Annotated in this window: 16 protein-coding genes; 8 read left to right on the top strand and 8 right to left on the bottom strand. The window is 68.2% G+C overall.

Annotated elements, in window-relative coordinates; genetic code table 11:
• The first annotated feature begins 115 nt into the window (after positions 1-115).
• The 3 genes from lepA (at position 116) to E6C72_RS05730 (ending at position 3,527) form a co-directional block, all read left to right on the top strand.
• Entirely contained in the window at positions 116-1,918 is a 1,803-nt protein-coding gene (lepA, locus tag E6C72_RS05740) for a translation elongation factor 4 (RefSeq protein WP_109865370.1), read from the top strand.
• A 34-nt stretch (positions 1,919-1,952) separates the two neighbouring features.
• A complete protein-coding gene (locus tag E6C72_RS05735) occupies positions 1,953-2,762 on the top strand; it encodes an FkbM family methyltransferase (protein WP_109865371.1) in 810 nt (269 codons plus the stop codon).
• Between the two features lie 195 nt (positions 2,763-2,957).
• The gene (locus E6C72_RS05730; RefSeq protein ID WP_109865372.1) at positions 2,958-3,527 is read left to right on the top strand and encodes a hypothetical protein; all 570 of its coding nucleotides are present in this window, start codon (positions 2,958-2,960) and stop codon (positions 3,525-3,527) included.
• A 63-nt stretch (positions 3,528-3,590) separates the two neighbouring features.
• Here E6C72_RS05730 and E6C72_RS05725 read toward each other — a convergent pair whose 3' ends face one another.
• Both E6C72_RS05725 and E6C72_RS05720 read right to left on the bottom strand, forming a co-directional pair.
• Positions 3,591-4,679 carry an asparaginase gene (locus tag E6C72_RS05725; protein WP_109865373.1) on the bottom strand — a complete coding sequence of 363 codons (1,089 nt, stop codon included), beginning with the start codon at positions 4,677-4,679 and terminating at the stop codon, positions 3,591-3,593.
• A 50-nt stretch (positions 4,680-4,729) separates the two neighbouring features.
• Positions 4,730-4,969, bottom strand: coding sequence for a hypothetical protein (locus E6C72_RS05720; RefSeq protein ID WP_136700674.1), 240 nt, complete (start codon positions 4,967-4,969; stop codon positions 4,730-4,732).
• 158 nt (positions 4,970-5,127) lie between these two features.
• Here E6C72_RS05720 and E6C72_RS05715 point away from each other — a divergent pair, with 158 nt between their 5' ends.
• From E6C72_RS05715 to E6C72_RS05705, 3 genes are all read left to right on the top strand, one after another.
• Positions 5,128-6,051 (top strand): LysR substrate-binding domain-containing protein, encoded by a 924-nt coding sequence (locus E6C72_RS05715; RefSeq protein WP_109865376.1) that lies wholly within the window; start codon positions 5,128-5,130, stop codon positions 6,049-6,051.
• A gap of 24 nt (positions 6,052-6,075) precedes the next feature.
• Positions 6,076-7,035 carry an SH3 domain-containing protein gene (locus E6C72_RS05710; RefSeq protein ID WP_136700673.1) on the top strand — a complete coding sequence of 320 codons (960 nt, stop codon included), beginning with the start codon at positions 6,076-6,078 and terminating at the stop codon, positions 7,033-7,035.
• A 62-nt stretch (positions 7,036-7,097) separates the two neighbouring features.
• Complete coding sequence (locus E6C72_RS05705; RefSeq protein ID WP_109865265.1) at positions 7,098-8,825, top strand: DUF3369 domain-containing protein; 1,728 nt, start codon at positions 7,098-7,100, stop codon at positions 8,823-8,825.
• A 61-nt stretch (positions 8,826-8,886) separates the two neighbouring features.
• On the opposite strand, the gene E6C72_RS05700 is transcribed toward E6C72_RS05705, so the two are convergent.
• The 5 genes from E6C72_RS05700 to rpmI all read right to left on the bottom strand — a co-directional run bounded on the left by E6C72_RS05700 (position 8,887) and on the right by rpmI (position 13,905).
• A complete protein-coding gene (locus tag E6C72_RS05700) occupies positions 8,887-9,300 on the bottom strand; it encodes a response regulator (protein ID WP_247876141.1) in 414 nt (137 codons plus the stop codon).
• A 368-nt stretch (positions 9,301-9,668) separates the two neighbouring features.
• Positions 9,669-12,080, bottom strand: a complete 2,412-nt coding sequence (gene pheT / locus E6C72_RS05695; protein ID WP_109865264.1) for a phenylalanine--tRNA ligase subunit beta — start codon at positions 12,078-12,080, stop codon at positions 9,669-9,671.
• A 12-nt stretch (positions 12,081-12,092) separates the two neighbouring features.
• A complete protein-coding gene (gene pheS, locus E6C72_RS05690; protein ID WP_109865263.1) occupies positions 12,093-13,160 on the bottom strand; it encodes a phenylalanine--tRNA ligase subunit alpha in 1,068 nt (355 codons plus the stop codon).
• 136 nt (positions 13,161-13,296) lie between these two features.
• Complete coding sequence (gene rplT, locus E6C72_RS05685; RefSeq protein ID WP_012975157.1) at positions 13,297-13,668, bottom strand: 50S ribosomal protein L20; 372 nt, start codon at positions 13,666-13,668, stop codon at positions 13,297-13,299.
• A 36-nt stretch (positions 13,669-13,704) separates the two neighbouring features.
• Entirely contained in the window at positions 13,705-13,905 is a 201-nt protein-coding gene (gene rpmI, locus E6C72_RS05680) for a 50S ribosomal protein L35 (protein ID WP_012975158.1), read from the bottom strand.
• A 496-nt stretch (positions 13,906-14,401) separates the two neighbouring features.
• On the opposite strand from rpmI, the gene E6C72_RS05675 reads away from it, so the two are divergent.
• Both E6C72_RS05675 and ubiB read left to right on the top strand, forming a co-directional pair.
• Positions 14,402-15,178, top strand: coding sequence for a class I SAM-dependent methyltransferase (locus E6C72_RS05675; RefSeq protein WP_169055128.1), 777 nt, complete (start codon positions 14,402-14,404; stop codon positions 15,176-15,178).
• 6 nt (positions 15,179-15,184) lie between these two features.
• Positions 15,185-16,723 carry a 2-polyprenylphenol 6-hydroxylase gene (gene ubiB / locus E6C72_RS05670; protein ID WP_109865261.1) on the top strand — a complete coding sequence of 513 codons (1,539 nt, stop codon included), beginning with the start codon at positions 15,185-15,187 and terminating at the stop codon, positions 16,721-16,723.
• Between the two features lie 15 nt (positions 16,724-16,738).
• Here ubiB and E6C72_RS05665 read toward each other — a convergent pair whose 3' ends face one another.
• Entirely contained in the window at positions 16,739-17,665 is a 927-nt protein-coding gene (locus E6C72_RS05665) for a glyoxylate/hydroxypyruvate reductase A (RefSeq protein ID WP_109865260.1), read from the bottom strand.
• Positions 17,666-17,677 lie beyond the last annotated feature (12 nt).

The following is a 17,677-nucleotide window of genomic DNA, read 5'->3' as shown; positions in this document are numbered from 1 at the left end:
CGCGCCCCTCCGCAACCGCCCCTACGCCCTCCGCCGCGCCCGCCGACACACCATCATTGCGCCCATCCCCCGTCCGCCCTATGTTCCCGGCAAACTCTCGCTTGTTTGGGCCCCGATGACTGACCTCTCGCACATCCGCAATTTCTCGATCATCGCCCACATCGACCATGGCAAGTCGACCCTTGCCGACCGGTTGATCCAGCAGTGCGGCGGCCTCGACGCGCGCGAGATGCGCGAGCAGGTGCTCGACAGCATGGACATCGAGCGCGAGCGCGGCATCACCATCAAGGCCCAGACCGTCCGCCTGCTCTACAAGGCGGAAGACGGCAAGCAGTACACGCTGAACCTGATGGACACCCCCGGCCACGTCGACTTCGCCTATGAGGTCAGCCGCTCCCTGGCCGCCTGCGAGGGCTCGATCCTGGTGGTCGACGCCTCCCAGGGGGTCGAGGCGCAGACGCTCGCCAACGTCTATCAGGCGATCGACAACAACCACGAGATCATCCCGGTCCTCAACAAGATCGACCTGCCCGCCGCCGAGCCGGAGCGGATCAAGCAGCAGATCGAGGACGTGATCGGGCTCGACGCTTCGGACGCGGTGGAGATCTCGGCCAAGTCCGGCCTCAACATCGGCGCGGTGCTGGAGGCGGTGGTCAAGCGGCTGCCGCCGCCCAAGGGCGATGCCGACGCGCCGCTGAAGGCGCTGCTGGTCGACAGCTGGTACGACCCCTATCTCGGCGTCGTCATCCTGGTGCGCATCGTCGACGGCGTGCTGAAGGTCGGGCAGAAGGTGCGCTTCATGGCCGCCGGCTCGGCCCATGACGTCGACCGCGTCGGCGTCTTCACGCCGAAGGCGCTGCTGACCGGCGAGCTGCGGCCGGGCGAGATGGGCTTCATCACCGCCGCGATCAAGGACATCACCCAGACCAAGGTCGGTGACACCATCACCGACGAGCGCAAGCCGGCCTCCGAGGCCCTGGCCGGCTTCAAGCCGTCCATCCCCGTGGTGTGGTGCGGCCTGTTCCCGGTCGACGCCGCCGATTTCGAGCGGCTGCGCGACAGCTTGGGCAAGCTGAAGCTGAACGACGCCAGCTTCCATTACGAGGCGGAGACGTCGGCGGCGCTGGGCTTCGGCTTCCGCTGCGGCTTCCTCGGCCTGCTGCATCTGGAGATCATCCAGGAGCGGCTGGAGCGCGAGTTCAACCTCGACCTCATCACCACCGCGCCGTCGGTGGTCTACAAGCTGACGATGACCGACGGGACGGTGCGCGACCTGCACAACCCGGCCGACATGCCCGACGTGATGCGGATCGACCACATCGACGAGCCGTGGATCAAGGCCACCATCATGCTGCCCGACGAGTATCTCGGCGGCGTCCTCCAGCTGTGCACCGAGCGGCGCGGCCAGCAGATCGAGCTGACCTATGCCGGCGCCCGCGCCATGCTGGTCTACCGCCTGCCGCTGAACGAGGTGGTGTTCGACTTCTACGACCGGCTGAAGTCGATCAGCCGCGGCTATGCCAGCTTCGACTACCAGATGGACAGTTACGAGGAAGGCGACCTCGTGAAGCTGTCGATCCTGGTGAATGCCGAGCCGGTCGACGCCCTGTCGATGATCGTCCACCGCAGCCAGTCCGAACGCCGCGGCCGCCAGCTCTGCGAACGTCTGAAGGAGCTGATCCCGCGCCAGCTGTTCAAGATCGCGGTGCAGGCCGCCATCGGCGGCAAGATCATCGCCCGCGAGAGCATCAGCGCCATGCGCAAGGATGTGACCGCCAAGTGCTACGGCGGCGACATCAGCCGCAAGCGCAAGCTGCTGGACAAGCAGAAGGAAGGCAAGAAGCGCATGCGCCAGTTCGGCCAGGTCGAAATCCCGCAGAGCGCCTTCATCGCCGCGCTCAAGATGGGCGACGAGTGAGGAACGGGCGGGCGATTCCATTGGACGCAGGCGCATGCTGTCGCAAGCCTTCAGGGATCTGACAGGAATTCTTCGCGCCATGCCGGCCGGACAGGCTTTGCGCTGGTACGGCCATGTTCTGCTGAATGCGCCCACCGTGATGCGGCAGAGGAAATTCTACCCGGCCGACAATGCGATGTCCGGGCCGGTGGAGTTCCTTTACCGCGGCCATCGCGTGGCGATCGACGTGCCGCCCCCCGCTCCCGGCAACGCCCCCTACTTCGCCTGGCTGAGGGAATTCTATGTGCGGGACTGCTATCTGGGCCCCTTCCTGGAAAAGGGGTTCCGCTACGACCGCTGTCTCGATATCGGCTGCAACCAGGGCGAAGTGGCGCGCGTCCTGAGCATCCTCGGCGGTCGGCGCAATCATGTGGTCGCGGTGGATTGCGACGACTTCTCGCAGATGGCCATGCGCAGGCAGATCGCCGGCGAACACCCGATCGAGTTCCGCAGGGCCTACATCGGCCCGCTTCCCACAGGCTGGACCGCGGACGGGGCGGAGGTCGTCGAAATGGACGCCCTGCTCCAACGCTTCGACGGGGGACGCGCCGACTTCATGAAGCTCGACGTGGAAGGGGCGGAGTTCGGCATCCTGATGGTCCGCAACGACTGGCTCCAGCGCGTTGACAACATCGCCATGGAGGTGCACCGGGATGCGGGAAATCCGGCCACCATCATCGACGAGTTGCGCCGACACGGCTTCGCGGTCTGCTGGAAAGGCGGCCATGGCCCGAAACCGCCGGAGGACGCGGAATTCATCTACGCCTCGCGCAACGGCCTTCTCCGCCAACCGATGACGGCCTGAACCTTCTTTCGATCACCATCGGTCCGCCCGCACGTCGCACTGGCCTTCACCGCGGACGGCTGCCCGCCTTTTGTACAACGTGGCAATTCCGTACAACCTGCGAAACAAACCGGCCGCCCGGGTGTCATCACGGCAGAGGACGGTGCCGCGCCCGCGCGGCGCCTCCCCCGTTATGGTTCAATCCGGGAGGATGACATGCGCAAGTTTCTCGCCGCCGCGGTTCCGGCCCTGCTGCTGATGGCCGCCGCCGCTCCGGGGCACGCCCAGACCAGTGGATCGGCCAAGTCCAACGCGGTCGCCAACGGCACGATGGACACCGGCGCCCGCGACGTCCAGGCCAGCCGCGACATGATCGGCAAGCGGGTGGTCCACCGCCACGGCGGCCCGGTCGCCGGCACCATCCAGAACGTCACCACCGGCGCCGACGGCCAGACGATGGTCGAGCTGAAGCTCGCCAAGTCCGGCCAGACCGTCATGCTGCCCCCGGCCTCCTTCGAGCGGCGCGGCCGCCAAGTGGTCGTCATGCAGGACCAGATGGAGCTTCAGCAGCTCGCCCAATACAGCAGCCAGGCCAACACCGGCTACGGCAGCTCGACCGGCGGCGCCATGGGCGGCCAGATGGGAAGTGGTTCGATGGGGAGCATGGGCTCCGGCACCATGAACCAGGGCACGATGGGCAACGGCTCCATGGGCGCCGGTACGATGGGCAGCGGAACGATGAACCGCGGCACCATGGCGCCGGCCCAGCCCGGCATGGGACAGTAAGCCGGGGCGGCAAGCCATGCCGGAGGCGGACGGCCCAGCGGCCCCCGCCTCCGGGCAGGCGCGTCAGCCCGCGATCACCGTCAGTTCGCCCGCCTGCGGCACCGGCATCGCCGCCTTGACCGCCGCGGCGTCCAGCCCGCCGGCCAGCAGGCAGACCAGCTTGGCGTAGCTGGCCTCCGGCGTCATGTCATAGGCGCCGACGGCCCCGATGGCGCCCAGCCCGGTGGCATAGGCGCCGGGCAGCACCGCCCCCCGCTGCACCTGGGTGTTGTCCATCAGCACGATGCCGGCCTTCACCGCCGCCGACAGCGCGCCGAGGAAGTCGGCATCGGTCGGCCCATTGCCCTCGCCGAAGGCCAGCAGCACCGCCCCCTTCGCCGCCGGGCTGGTCTGGGTCAGCATCGCCGACACCGTGCTCGCCCGGATGCCGGGATAGAGCCACAGCATGACGACGGAAAAAGTCTCCAGCGCCACCGGCAGGGCGTCGAGTGCCGCCAGCCGCTTGGTCCGGTTGTCCGGCTCGGCCAGCGAAACGCCCCTGTCCGGCATCGGCAGCCAATAGGGCTCGTTGCGGGCAACGACGCTGCCGACGGTGGCGAGCGGCGGGAAGTTCGGCGAATCGAAGCCGGCGAAGCGGTTGGCGTCGACCTTGGACGATCGGTTGCCGCGCAGCAGCTTGGTGTCGAAATAGACGCAGACCTCCGGCACCGGCAGGGTTCCGGCCGCCACGATGGCGCCGACCAGATTGGCCGGGGCGTCGCTCAGCGTGAAGGACAGCGGCACCTGCGATCCGCTGAACACCACCGGCTTCGACAGGCCGGGCAGCAGGAAGGACAGGGCCGACGCGCTGTAGGCCATGCTGTCGGTGCCATGCAGCACGACGAAGCCGTCATACTGGTCATAGACCGACAACAGCCGCCGGGCGATGGCGATCCAGTCGGCCGGCTTCATGTTGGAACTGTCGAGCGTGCGGTCGAACCAGCCCATGGTCCAGCCCAGCCCGTCATAGCCCTGCACGCCATGGCCGGACAGGCCCGGCACCGACAGGACGAGCCGCTCGAACTCGGCACCCGGAACCGGCGCCAGCGCGCCCTCGGGATTGGTCACGCACCCGATGGTGCCCCCGGTGTACAGAACATAGACCCGCGCCATCGCCCGCTCCTCCCGGCATTTCATCGGCGGCAGGATAGGCGGACGCCCGCCTACTTCTCAAGACACAGCCGCCCCGCGGCTATGGGCAACGGTGTGCGGGTCGAGACCGGAGCCGGTTCCGCCACGAGGCGGCGGGCAGGAGCGGGGGCGGGGGCCGGCGCGGCCGGCGGCACCGGGTTGTAGGCAAGGCGGAAGCCCCGCGGTTCCGGCACCGTCGGGGTCAGAACCGCGGGCAGGTCGATGCGGGCGGCCCCGAGAACCACGCTGGTCCAGGCGGCGAACAGCGACATGATCGGACACTCCATAAGGATTGGAGACCGACAATGGGGCGCGCGCCAATCCCTTGGAAACGAATAGGCATTATGCCGTCATCACGATCCGTGATGACCGCGGCGTTGCGGACGGGGCGGTGCTCTGCTTGAATGGGAGGCAACTTCCGGTTCCCGTCATGCCCGCCAATCTCGATACCGATCTGCTGCGTGCCTTCGTCGCCGTGGCCGACAGCGCCAGCTTCACCCGCGCCGGCGAACGGCTGGGCCGCACCCAGGCGGCGGTCAGCCAGCAGGTGCGCCGGCTGGAAGACACGGTGGGCAAGCGCGTGTTCGAGCGCGACACCCACGGCGTGCGCATGACCCGCGACGGCGAGGTGCTGCTGGCCTACGCCCGCCGCATGCTGACCCTGAACGACGAGGTGCTGGCCCTGATGCACCGCAGCCCGACGGTGGCGAGCGTGCGCATCGGCACGCCCGACGATTACGCCACCATGCTGCTGCCGGAGATCCTGGCCCGCTTCAACGCCGCCTATCCCGACGTGATGGTGGAGGTCGTCTGCGACAACAGCCCCGATCTGGTGGCGGAGATCGACAAGGGCCGCTACGACCTGGCGCTGATCACCCGCAAGGCTGGCGAGACCGGCGGCGAGCTGGTGCGGCAGGAGCCGGTGTCCTGGGTCGCCCCGCCGCAGGATCCGGTGCCGCCGGCGGGCCACCGGCCGGTCGAAAGCCTCGATCCGCTGCCGCTGGCGCTGTTCCCCAAGGGCTGCGTCGTGCGCGACATCGCGGTCGCCGCCCTTGACGGGATGGGACGCGACTGGCGCGTCGCCTTCACCAGCAAGAGTGTCGTCGCCGTCCATGGCGCGGTGATGGGGGGGCTGGGGGTGACGGCGATGGAGGCCTGCACCGTGCCGTCCAGCCTGCGCCGCATCGGTGCGGCGGAGGGGTTTCCCGACCTGCCGGACGTCGACATCGCACTGCACCGCGCCCGCGGCACGGCACCCAAGCCGGTGCGGCTGCTGGCCGACGCCATCCACGATCTCGTCGGCGGCCAATTGCCCGGCCGCCAGGGGAGCCGCCCAATGACTGCCGTGCCATGAGTGCCGCGCCATGAGTGCCATACCATGATCGCCCTGCCGCCCCGCCTCCGTCTTATGGCGCTCGCCCTGCTCCTCGCCTGTATCGGCGGCGTTGCGGCAACGCCGCCGGCGCGGGCGCAGAGCCCGGTCGCCATCGGCGCCCCGCTGACCGGCGAGGTGGTGCTGAACCGCGACATCGAGGTGCGGATCGGCCCCAGCGAGGATGCCCGCATCGTCATGACCCTCAAGCAGGGCAAGGCGCTGAACGCGCTGGGCACGCCGCGCGGCACCTATTGGACGGAGATCGCCATCGGCGGCCAGCCCATCGGCTATGTCCCCGCCGATTCGCTGGACCCGGCCCTGATGGTCACCGGCCGGCCGGCGGTGGGCGGCGCACTGGGCGGCGAGGGACCGCGGCCGCCCAAGCCCGCCGCCAACCAGCCGGCGGACGCCCCGCCGCCGCACCGCAGCGCCGCCGTGGTGCCGCGCGCCGCGTGGGACAAGGCGGCCCAGACTCCGGCGGAAGGCTATGTCGTCGTCGCCGCCCCGATCTCCGCGACCGAGATCCTGGCCAACCGCAAGCGGCGTAGCTTCACCCTGCGCAAGGGCGACGTGGTGGCGCTGATCGGTGCCGCCGATGGCGAGGCGACGCTGGCCCTGCCCGCCGGCACCCGCGCCCTGGCGCCCGTCCAGGGGTTGGTCGGGGTGGCCGCCCCCTATCCCCTGCCCGGCATGCCGCCGGTGGAGCCGGGCATGCTCTACGGCATCCGGCTCGGCGAATATGTCAGCTACGCCGAAGGCCTGCGCGCCTGGAAGGAGTTCACCGCCGGACCGGGCAGCGCCTATCGCGACATGCCGCCGATGGTCTGGCCGGTTTTCCGCAAGGGCCGGCTGCTGTACGAGGTCGGGGTGGCTCCTTTCACGCGCTTGCAGGTCGACACCGCCTGCGGCACGTTGGCGCAACGCGGACTCGATTGTACGGTGATCGAGCTGGATACGTTTTGATGGGTGACCAGCATCCGGGCCGGCCGCGCCCGTCCTCATGACCCTTTCGGGATTGAAGAGCCATGACCGACGCCGACCCGACCGGACCGGAGGAGCAGACCCGAAGCAACCCGGGCGGCACTGACGAGGATCTGGTGTTCCTCGACGATGCCGCCCCGGCTGACACGCCGGATGGCGCCACCGCGGAGGAGCCGCCCGGCAGCCGATGGACCATGCTGATCGTCGATGACGAGCCGGAAGTCCATTCGATCACCAAGCTCGTCCTCTCCGATTTCGCCTACAAGGGCCGCAAGGCCCGCTTCCTGTCCGCCCACTCGGCGGCGGAGGCGCGCCGGATCCTGGCACGGGAAAGCGACATCGCGCTGATCCTGCTGGACGTGGTGATGGAGACGGAGGATGCCGGCCTGCGGCTGGTCCACCACATCCGCGAAGAGCTTCAGAACCGCAACGTCCGCATCATCCTGCGCACCGGACAGCCGGGGCAGGCGCCGGAACGGGCGGTGATCCTCGATTACGACATCAACGACTACAAGGCGAAGACCCAGCTGACCGCCCAGCAGCTCTTCACCACCACCGTCGCGGCGTTGCGCTCCTACGAGGACATCGTGGCGATCGACGCCAACCGCCGCGGCCTGGAGAAGATCATCGAGGCGTCGTCGTCGCTGTTCCGCGCCCGCTCGATGAAGCTGTTCGCCGCCGGCGTGCTGACCCAGCTGTCGGGCCTGCTGGGGGTGGGGCCGGACGCCATCCTGTGCGTGCAGCGCGGCGGTACCGGCACCACGGGTTGCTGCAACCCGGCGGTCGAGGCCGGTCCCGGCAACAGCCTGTATGTGCTGGCCGGATCGGGCCGGTTCGAGGCGCTGATCAACGAGCCCGCTGCCGGCCATGTCGATCCGGCCGTGCTGACCGCTGTGACCACCTGCCTGGAAAAGCGGGCGCATGTCTATGCCGGCGATCATTGCACGCTCTACATCCGCACGCCGAACGACCGCGAGACGGTGGTCTATCTGCGCTCCAACCGGCCGCTGTCGGAGTTGGACCGCAAGCTGATCGAGGTGTTCTGCGGCAAGATCTCCGTCGGGTTCGACAACCTGCACCATTACGAACAGCTTTACCGCGCCCAGCAGGGCACGCTGGCGGCACTGGCCGATCTGGCCGAACGCGGCCGCGGCGGGCTGGCCACCGATGGCGGGGGAGCCGAACCGGAAGCCAGCCGGTTCAGCCGGTCGCTGCGCATCGCCGCGATCACCGAACGGATCGCCCGCCGCCTGCATGCCGACGGCGTCGTGCCTGAGTCGCTGGACGAGTCGACCTTGGAGATCATCGGGCTGGCGGCCATCCTGCACGACATCGGCAACGCCGCGGTCAACCCGGCGATCCTGTCGAAACCCGGTCCGCTCGATGAGGCGGAACGCAGCGCCATGCAGGCCCACACGGTGGCCGGTGCCAACCTGCTGAGCCAGGCGAGCCATCTGGCGGATGGCCCGACCCACCTGCATCTGGGCGCGGCGGTGGCGCGCTGGCATCACGAGAATTGGGACGGCACCGGCTATCCCGACGGCCGCATCGGGGCTGCGATTCCGCTGTGCGCCCGCATTGTCGCCGTTGCCGACGCCTATGACGCGATGACACGCGACCGGCCCTATCGCCCGGCGCTGGGCCGGGATGCCGCGGTGGAGGAAATCCGCCGGCTGGCCGGCCTGCGTTTCGATCCGGCGGTGGTCGATGCCTTCCTCGCCGTGCTGCCGGACATCGATCCGCCCGGGGCGGCGGCAGGCTCCTCGTCCTGACGGCGAGGTTGCCGCAACCCGGCCCTCACCGACCTTTCCGTTACCCTACCGGCCGCATCCCTTATCGCCTGCACAGCGCATCGACCGCCTCGCGCAGCGGTCCGACCTGCACCGGCTTCAGCAGAAGCTGGCAGCCCATCAGTTCGGCCTCGTCCCGGCGTTCGGAAGTGCTGTCGCCGGTCAGGATGATGGCGGGGATCTGCTGCCCGGTTTCCGTACGGACACGCTCAACCACCTCCCGCCCGGTGCGGCCGGCCGGCAGGTAATGGTCGGCGATGATCAGGTTGGGCACCCGGTCCAACCCGCCGAGCTGCGCCTCCAGGGCGGCGGCGCTGAGCGCCTTCACCACCTCGTACCCCCAGCCGTCCAGCAGAATTGCCAACCCCTCGACGATCGAACGGTCGTCGTCCACCACCAGGATCAGTGGCCTGACGGACTCCTGTTTGGTTGCCTGACCGTTCGCCGCATCAACCATAGACTCCCCCCGTTCCATCGCTTGCCGTGTGATGGGCATTGGACTTGCCAAGGCAATGCAAGCACCGCCTGTGCCGTAATCGTGACATCGAACGCATGGTGGGCTTGTCAGGGATAACAATCCTGAGCCCCAATCTTCCCACAAATCAACGTCCTGGCGTCAAACGTTGAATTGCAACAAACAGCCGCAGAGTTTTCCCTTAGCGAATGCACTCCAGATTCATCAATCAGCGATTCATCATATGATTGCGCGATCGGCAGACAAGAAGGCCCCCTTCGTGACTCCTTCCGGTCAGACAAAAAAGGCCCCCGCCGAAGCGGAGGCCTTTCCCATACACGACCGTATTTTTCAACCTTTGAGGGTTTTTCTTAGGACCGAAGATTTCCTCCGGTCGCTTTCACCACCGCCGCGACGATTTTCTGACCCACAGCTTCGATCGCCTCATCGGTCAGGGTTGCGGTGGTCGGCTGGTAGGTGACCGACACGGCGACCGACTTGCGCCCGTCGCCCACACCCGCTCCCTCATAGACGTCGAACACTGCGACGTCCTTGACCAGCGCCTTGTCGGCGCCCTTCACCGCGCGGAGGATCTTGTCGGCCTCCACCTTGCGGTCGACGACGAAGGCGAAATCGCGCTCCACCGGCTGGAAGGCGGAGAGCTGGACCATCGGCTTGGCGGTGCCGCCCTTCTTCTTGGGCAGCGGCACGGCGTCCAGCATCACCTCGAAGCCGATGACCGGGCCCTTGACGCCCAGGGCTTCCAGCACCGACGGGTGGATCTCGCCGAAGCGGGCCATCACCGTGGGGCCGAGTCGCAGCACGCCGGAACGGCCGGGATGGTACCAGCCCGGCGCATCGGTGGTGACCTGGAGGTTGCCGGCCGGGGCGCCGACCGCCTCCAGCACCGCCAGCGCGTCGGCCTTGGCATCGAACACGTCGACGCCGCGCGCCTTCTCCGCCCAGTGGCGCGGCACCGCCGCACCGGCGCGGATGCCGGCGGCCACCGTATCCTGCCCGTCCGGCGCCGGATTGCGGAAGGCCGCCCCGACCTCGAACAGGCGCACGTCGGCATAGCCGCGGTCGGCGTTACGGCCGGCGGCCTGGATCAGGTTGGGCAGGATCGACGGACGCATGACGTCCAGGTCGCTGCTGATCGGGTTGACCAGCCGCAGGCCGGGCTCGCCGCCACCGAACAGTTCGGCGACCGGGCCGGACAGGAAGGACCAGGTCACCGCCTCCGACAGGCCGCGGGCGGCCAGGGTCCGCTTGGCCAGCGCCACACGACGCTGCTTCAGAGTCAGAGCCGGGCGGGTCAGCACCGTCTCGCGCGGCAGCGGCGTCGCCGGGATGGCGTCGAAGCCATGGACGCGCAGCACCTCCTCGACCAGATCGGCCTCGCCATGGACGTCGGCGCGCCAGGACGGAACGCCGACGACCAGCCGCCCCTCGGCATCCTCACCCTCCAGGGTGAAGCCGAGATCCGTCAGGATCCGCTCCTGACGCTCACGCGGCAGATCGACACCGCCGAGTGCGGCGACGCGGCCCGGACGCAGGGTCAGCGTGCGCTTCCACTCCGGCTCGGCCCCCGCCGTCACGATCTCCGAAACCTCACCGCCGCACAGGTCGAGGATCAGACGGGTCGCCCGCTCGATCCCTTCGACCACCGCGGCGGGATCGACGCCACGCTCCAGCCGGTAGCGGGCGTCCGATTCCACGCCCAGCCGGCGGCCGGTCTGCGCGGTGCGGACGGTGTCGAAAATCGCGGCTTCGAGGAAGACGTTGGTGGTCTCCTCGGTACAGCCGGACGCCTCGCCGCCGATGATGCCGCCCAGCGCCTCGGCCCGCTCATGGTCGGCGATCACCGTCATCGCCGGGTCGAGCGGGTATTCCTTGCCGTTCAGCGCCGGCAGGGTTTCGCCCTCGCGCGCCAGCCGGACCACGATGCCGCCCGTCACCTTGTCGGCATCGAAGGCGTGCAGCGGGCGGGACACGTCGAAGGTGATGTAGTTGGTGATGTCGACCAGGATGGAGATCGGACGCAGGCCGATGGCGGTCAGCTTGTCCTGGAGCCACTGCGGCGACGGGCCGTTCTTCACGCCGCGGAAATAGCGGCCGACATAATAGGGACAGGCGTCCGGCGCTTCGATCTCGACCCCGATCGGGCTCTTGAAGGAGCCGGGAACCGGGGCGGCGTTCAGCCGGCCCTCGGTCAGCGGCTTCAGCGTTCCCATGCCGGCGGCGGCGAGGTCGCGGGCGATGCCGCGCACCCCGGCGCAATCGGCGCGGTCGGGCGTCAGGTTGATGTCGATGACCGGGTCGTTCAGCCCGGCATAGTCGGCGAAGGCGGCACCGACCGGAGCGTCGTCCGGCAGCTCGATGATGCCCTCATGCTCGTCCGACAGCTTCAGCTCGCGCTTGGAGCACATCATGCCGTTGGATTCGACGCCACGGATGACGCCCTTCTTCAGCGTGATGTCGGAACCGGGGACATAGGTCCCCTCCGGCGCGAAGACGCCCTTCATGCCGGCGCGCGCGTTGGGGGCGCCGCAGACCACCTGCAGGGTACCGGCGCCGGTGTCGACCATCAGCACGCGCAGCTTGTCGGCATCCGGGTGCTTCTCGGCGGAGACGACATGGGCGACGCGGAAGGGCGCCAGCTCCTTCGACCGGTCATGGACGCCTTCCACCTCCAACCCGAGGGCGGTCAGCTTTTCCGTGATCTGGTCGAGCGAGGCGTCGGTCTCCAGATGGTCCTTCAGCCAGGACAGCGTGAACTTCATGGGTCCGGCTCCTTAGCGCGTCAGGCCGTGGGCGATGTTGGGAATGTCGAGGGGCACGAAGCCGTAATGCTTCAGCCAGCGCAGGTCGGCTTCGAAGAAGGTGCGCAGGTCGGGGATGCCGTATTTCAGCATGGCGACGCGCTCCACCCCCATGCCGAAGGCGAAGCCCTGATACTTGGTGCTGTCGATGCCGCAGGCTTCCAGCACGTTCGGGTGGACCATGCCGCAGCCGAGGATCTCCAGCCAGTCGCCGTAATTGCCCAGCTTCAGCTCGCCGCCCTTGCGCGAGCAGCCGATATCGACCTCCGCCGACGGTTCGGTGAAGGGGAAGAAGCTGGGACGGAAGCGCAGCGGCAGGTCGTCCACATCGAAGAAGGCGCGGCAGAACTCGACGAGGCAGCCCTTCAGGTGCCCCATGTTGGTCGCCTCGTCGATGACCAGCCCCTCGATCTGGTGGAACATCGGGGTGTGGGTCATGTCGTAGTCGGAGCGGTAGGTCCGCCCCGGCGCGATGATGCGGATCGGCGGCTTGTTGTTCAGCATGGTGCGGACCTGCACCGGGCTGGTGTGGGTGCGCAGCAGCATCTTCTTCTCATCCGCGTCGGGCAGATAGAAGGTGTCGTGCATGTCGCGCGCCGGGTGGCCGGGCGGGAAGTTCAGGGCGGTGAAGTTGTGGAAATCGTCCTCGATGTCCGGCCCTTCGGCGACCGAGAAGCCCATCTCGGCGAAGATGGCGACCATCTCGTCCATCGTCTGGCTGATCGGGTGGATGCGCCCCTCGGTCTCCGGACGCACCGGCAGGGTCACGTCGACCCGTTCGGCCTCCAGCCGCGCCTTCAGGTGGGCGGCGGCGAGGTCGGCCTTGCGCGCGTCGATGGCGGCGGCGATCTCGTCCTTCAGCGCGTTCAGCGCCTGGCCGCGCTCCTTGCGCTCGTCGGGGGTGAGGTTCCCCAGCTCCTTCATGAAGCCGGTGATGCGCCCCTTCTTGCCGAGCGCGGAGACCCGCACCTCGTCCAGCGCCGAGAGGTCGGCGGCGGCGTTGACCTGCGACAGAAGTTCGTCTTTCAGCGCGTCGAGCATGGCGGTTCCCGGCAAGCGTGGGGAAGAAAACGGTGCAAAAAGAAAAAGGGAGCCGGCCCAGCGGCCCGGCTCCCTTCTCTTACAACTGACGCCGTGACGGCAAGCGTTCCCTGACTTAGAGGAAACGCGAGGCGCGTTACGCGGCGGCCTTGGAGGCGAGCGCGGCCTGGGCCTTGTCCACCAGGGTCTTAAAGGCCTCCGGCTCGCGCGCGGCCAGATCGGACAGGACCTTGCGGTCGATTTCGATGCCGGCCAGCTTGATGCCGTTGATGAAGCGCGAATAGGTCAGGCCGTACTGACGGACACCGGCGTTGATGCGCTGGATCCACAGGCCGCGGAAATCGCGCTTCTTATTGCGGCGGTCGCGGTAGGCGTAACGAAGCGCCTTCTCGACCTTCTCGATCGCAATGCGGAAATTCTTGGAATTGCGACCCCGGTAGCCCTTGGCGAGCTTCAGGATCTTGCGGTGACGGGCGTGCGTCGTGACGCCGCGCTTAACACGAGCCATGGTTCAGGTCCTTCCGAATTCTATGATGTGCCGAGATCAGGCGTTGCGCAGCCAGTTCTTCAGCACCGTGCGGGCGTTGGAGTCGCACAGGGTCATCATGCCGCGCGCGTTGCGCTTCATGTTCGGGGACTTCTGTTCCAGGCAGTGGCGCTTGTAGGCGGCCTGAGCGCGGACCTTACCCGTGGCGGTCACCTTGAAGCGCTTCTTGGCGCCGCTCTTCGTCTTCAGCTTGGGCATTTTCGTTTCCTAGATGGAAATGAGGCGAAATTCCAACGGACGGGTGGGCATGCCCTGAGCCTTACGGCCCAGCCTCGCCGCCCGTGGAAGGATGCGCTTATACGCGCGGGGGCGGCGGGATGCAAGGGGGATGTGGCGGAAAGGCCATCTGCAACGCGGCGGACACAAGGCCCCTCTTCGGCCGTCATTCCCGCGAAGGTCGGGCGGCACCTGTTTTACCGATCCCCCTGCCGTGAACGCGCTGCCGTGCTAGGATTTAGAACCTATCCATGCGATGGGGAGTCAGTTGGAACATCGGCCGAAAACTGTTTCATGCTGTTCCATCCCCACCGTGTCGCCGGCGCACCGCCCGACCGCACCCCATGGAACAGACACGCAAAACTGTTTCACGCCGTTCCATCCCCCGAACACCGCCCCCTACGCCATTCGCCGCAGCACCTTCCGCACTGCACGCCCCCGCTGGCGCATGGCCCCTGCCCGCGCTATGTTCCCGGCCATGAGCGACCGCATCCCCGACCCGCAAAAGCCCGCGTCCGGTGCCGAAGGCAACTGGTTCGGCTTCACCCCCGTCGATCCGTCCGCCAAGTCCGGGCTGGTCCGCGCCGTCTTCGACAGCGTGGCGACCAACTACGACCTGATGAACGACCTGATGTCGGGCGGCATCCATCGGCTGTGGAAGGACACGCTGATGGAGCTGGTGGCGCCCAAGCCGGACATGACCCTGCTGGACGTGGCGGGCGGCACCGGCGACATCGCCTTCCGCTTCCTGAAGAAGGGCGGCGGCGCCGCGGTGGTCTGCGACATCACCGAGGCGATGGTCCGGGTCGGCCGCAACCGCGCCATCGACCGCAACATCCTGTCCGGGGTGCAATGGACGGTCGGCGATGCGGAACGGCTGCCCATCGCCTCGCGCTCGGTCGACGCCTACACCATCGCCTTCGGCCTGCGCAACGTCACCCGCATCGACGAGGCGATCAAGGAGGCCCACCGCGTCCTGAAGCCCGGCGGCAAGTTCTACTGCCTGGAATTCAGCCACGTCGTGCTGCCGGTGCTGCGCGAGCTGTACGACGTCTATTCCTTCCAGGTGCTGCCCTTCATGGGCCGCGTGGTGGCGAAGGACGAGGCGAGCTACCGCTATCTGGCCGAGAGCATCCGCCGCTTCCCGCCGCAGGCCGATCTGGCGAAGCGGATCGAGGCCGCCGGCTTCGGCGCCGTGCGCGTGCGCAACCTGTCGGGCGGGATCGCCGCCATCCATTCCGGCTGGCGGATCTAGGCTGCCGTGTTCCGCATCCTGCGCAACCTGATCCGGATGGCCGTCATCGGCCGGACGGTCGCCCGTCACGACGCCCTGCCCACCAGCCTGCTCGGCACCGCCCCCGGCCTGCTCTGGCTGTGGCGCCGGGTTGCCCGCAAGGACGTGCCCGGCCGCGAGGGCGAACGGCTGGCCCGTGCGCTGGCCGAACTCGGCCCCACCTACATCAAGCTGGGCCAGCTGCTCTCCACCCGCTCCGATCTGGTGGGCGAGCGGATGGCGGTCGATCTGGCAGAGTTGCAGGACAAGCTGCCGCCCTTCCCCGGCCATCAGGCCCGCGCCATCATCGAGGCGGAGTTCGGCCAGCCGGTCCAGGCGCTGTTCCAGAGCTTCGACGACAAGCCGGTCGCCGCCGCCTCCATCGCCCAGGTCCATTTCGCCGTGACCGCCGACGGGCAGGAGGTCGCGGTCAAGGTGCTGCGTCCGGGCATCGAGCAGGCCTTCGAGCGCGATATCGACCTGTTCTACCGGCTTGCCGGTCTCGCCGAGTGGGTCCTGCCCCGGCTGAAGCGCCTGCGCCTGCTGGAGGTGGTCGACACCTTCGCCCGCACCTCGCGGCTGGAGATGGATCTGCGGATGGAGGCCGCCGCCGCGTCGGAGCTGGCGTCGAACTTCAAGGACGATGACACCTTCAACGTGCCGAAGGTCGATTGGGAGCGCACCGGCGGCCGGGTGCTGACGCTGGAGCGCATCCGCGGTTTCAAGGTGGACGAGCCCGCCCGCATCTCCGCCGCCGGTTTCGACCGCGACGAGATCCTGGCGATGGCCTCGGCCAGCTTCTTCAACCAGGTCTTCCGCGACGGCTTCTTCCACGCCGACCTGCATCCCGGCAACCTGTTCATCAACGAACAGGGCACCATCACCGCGGTCGATTTCGGCATCATGGGCCGGCTGGACCGCGAGACGCGCTATTACCTCGCCGACATGCTGATCGGCTTCCTGACCGGCGATTACCGCCGCGTCGCCATCGTGCATTTCGAGGCCGGCTACGTTCCGCGCCACCAGTCGATCGAGATCTTCACCCAGGCCTGCCGCGCCATCGGCGAGCCGTTGCAGAACAAGCCGCTGGCCGACATCTCTGTCGGCCGGCTGCTGGCCCAGCTGTTCGCCGTCACCGAACAGTTCGAGATGGAAACCCAGCCGCAGCTGCTCCTCCTGCAGAAGAGCATGCTGACGGCGGAGGGCGTCGGCCGGCTGCTGAACCCCAACATCAACATGTGGGAACTGGCCCGGCCGCTGATCGAGGAGTGGATGCGCGAGAATCGCGGGCCGGAGGCGCAGTTCATCAACGATGCCGGCGCCATCCTGTCCACCATCCGCCGCCTGCCCGCCCTGGTCAGCGAAGCGGAACGGGTGACCCGCGACATGGCGGAAGGCGGCGTGCGGCTGCATCCCCAGACCGTCCGCCAGATGCTGAATGGCTGGGAAACCCGCCGCCGCTCGGACCGCGCCGCCCTATGGGTGATCGCGGCCCTGCTGGCGGTGATCGCCGTTCAGATGCTGTAAGGGCTGCCTTTAAGCTCAATAGCCCCGGCTGCGGTCCACCAGATTGGGCAGCGGCCGGCCCTCGCGCAGGGCGGTCACCGCCGCCACCACCTGATCGACGCAGCGCGACGGGTGGGTAACCCCGGCGACATGGGGGGTGACGCGGACCTTGGGATGGCGCCAGAGCGGATGGTCGGCCGGCAGCGGCTCCTTCACGAAGACATCCAGGCTGGCGCCGCGCAGATGCCCGCTCTCCAGCGCGTCGAGCAGGTCCGACTCGACCTGATGGCCCCCGCGCGCCGCGTTGATGACCACCGCCCCCTTGGGCAGGGCGGCGAACAGATCGGCATTCAGGATGCCGCGGGTCTGGTCGGTCAGCGGCAGCAGGCAGACCAGCAGGTCGCAACGCGGCAGCATCGCCACCAGCCCGTCGGCACCGGAGAAGCTCTCCACCCCCTCGATGCTCTTGGGGCTGCGGCTCCAGCCCATCAACCGGTACTCCAGGGTCCGCAGCGTGCGGGCCGACGCCGCCCCCAGCTCACCCATTCCCAGGAAGCCGACCGTCACCTCGGACGCCGGGCGATGGTCCAGCTGCTCCCACCGCGCCTCGGCCTGGAGGGTGGCGTACCGGTCCATCAGACGGTGCCAGTACAGCACCTGATAGACGACATAGCCGGCCATATCGACGGTCAGCCCGTCCGCGACCATCCGCACCAGCGGCACGTCCGGCAGCGTCGGATCCTGCAGGATCGGCTCCACCCCAGCACCCAGCGACACGATCAGCTTCAGGTTGGGCAGGGTGGCCAGCATGCCGGCGGGCGGCTTCCACACCACCGCCACCTCGATGTCGGCGACATCGCCGGTCTCGGGCCAGACGCGCATCTCAAGGTCGGGCAGATGACGGGCGATTTCCCGGCGCCAATCCTCGGCGCTGTCGCTGGCGGAGCAGAACAGAAGCGTCACGGCCGAACCCCT

Source organism: Azospirillum sp. TSH100 (assembly GCF_004923295.1).
GTDB lineage: Bacteria > Pseudomonadota > Alphaproteobacteria > Azospirillales > Azospirillaceae > Azospirillum.
The sequence above is the reverse complement of the archived record's forward strand: the minus strand, read 5'-3'. Positions and strand labels throughout refer to the sequence as shown.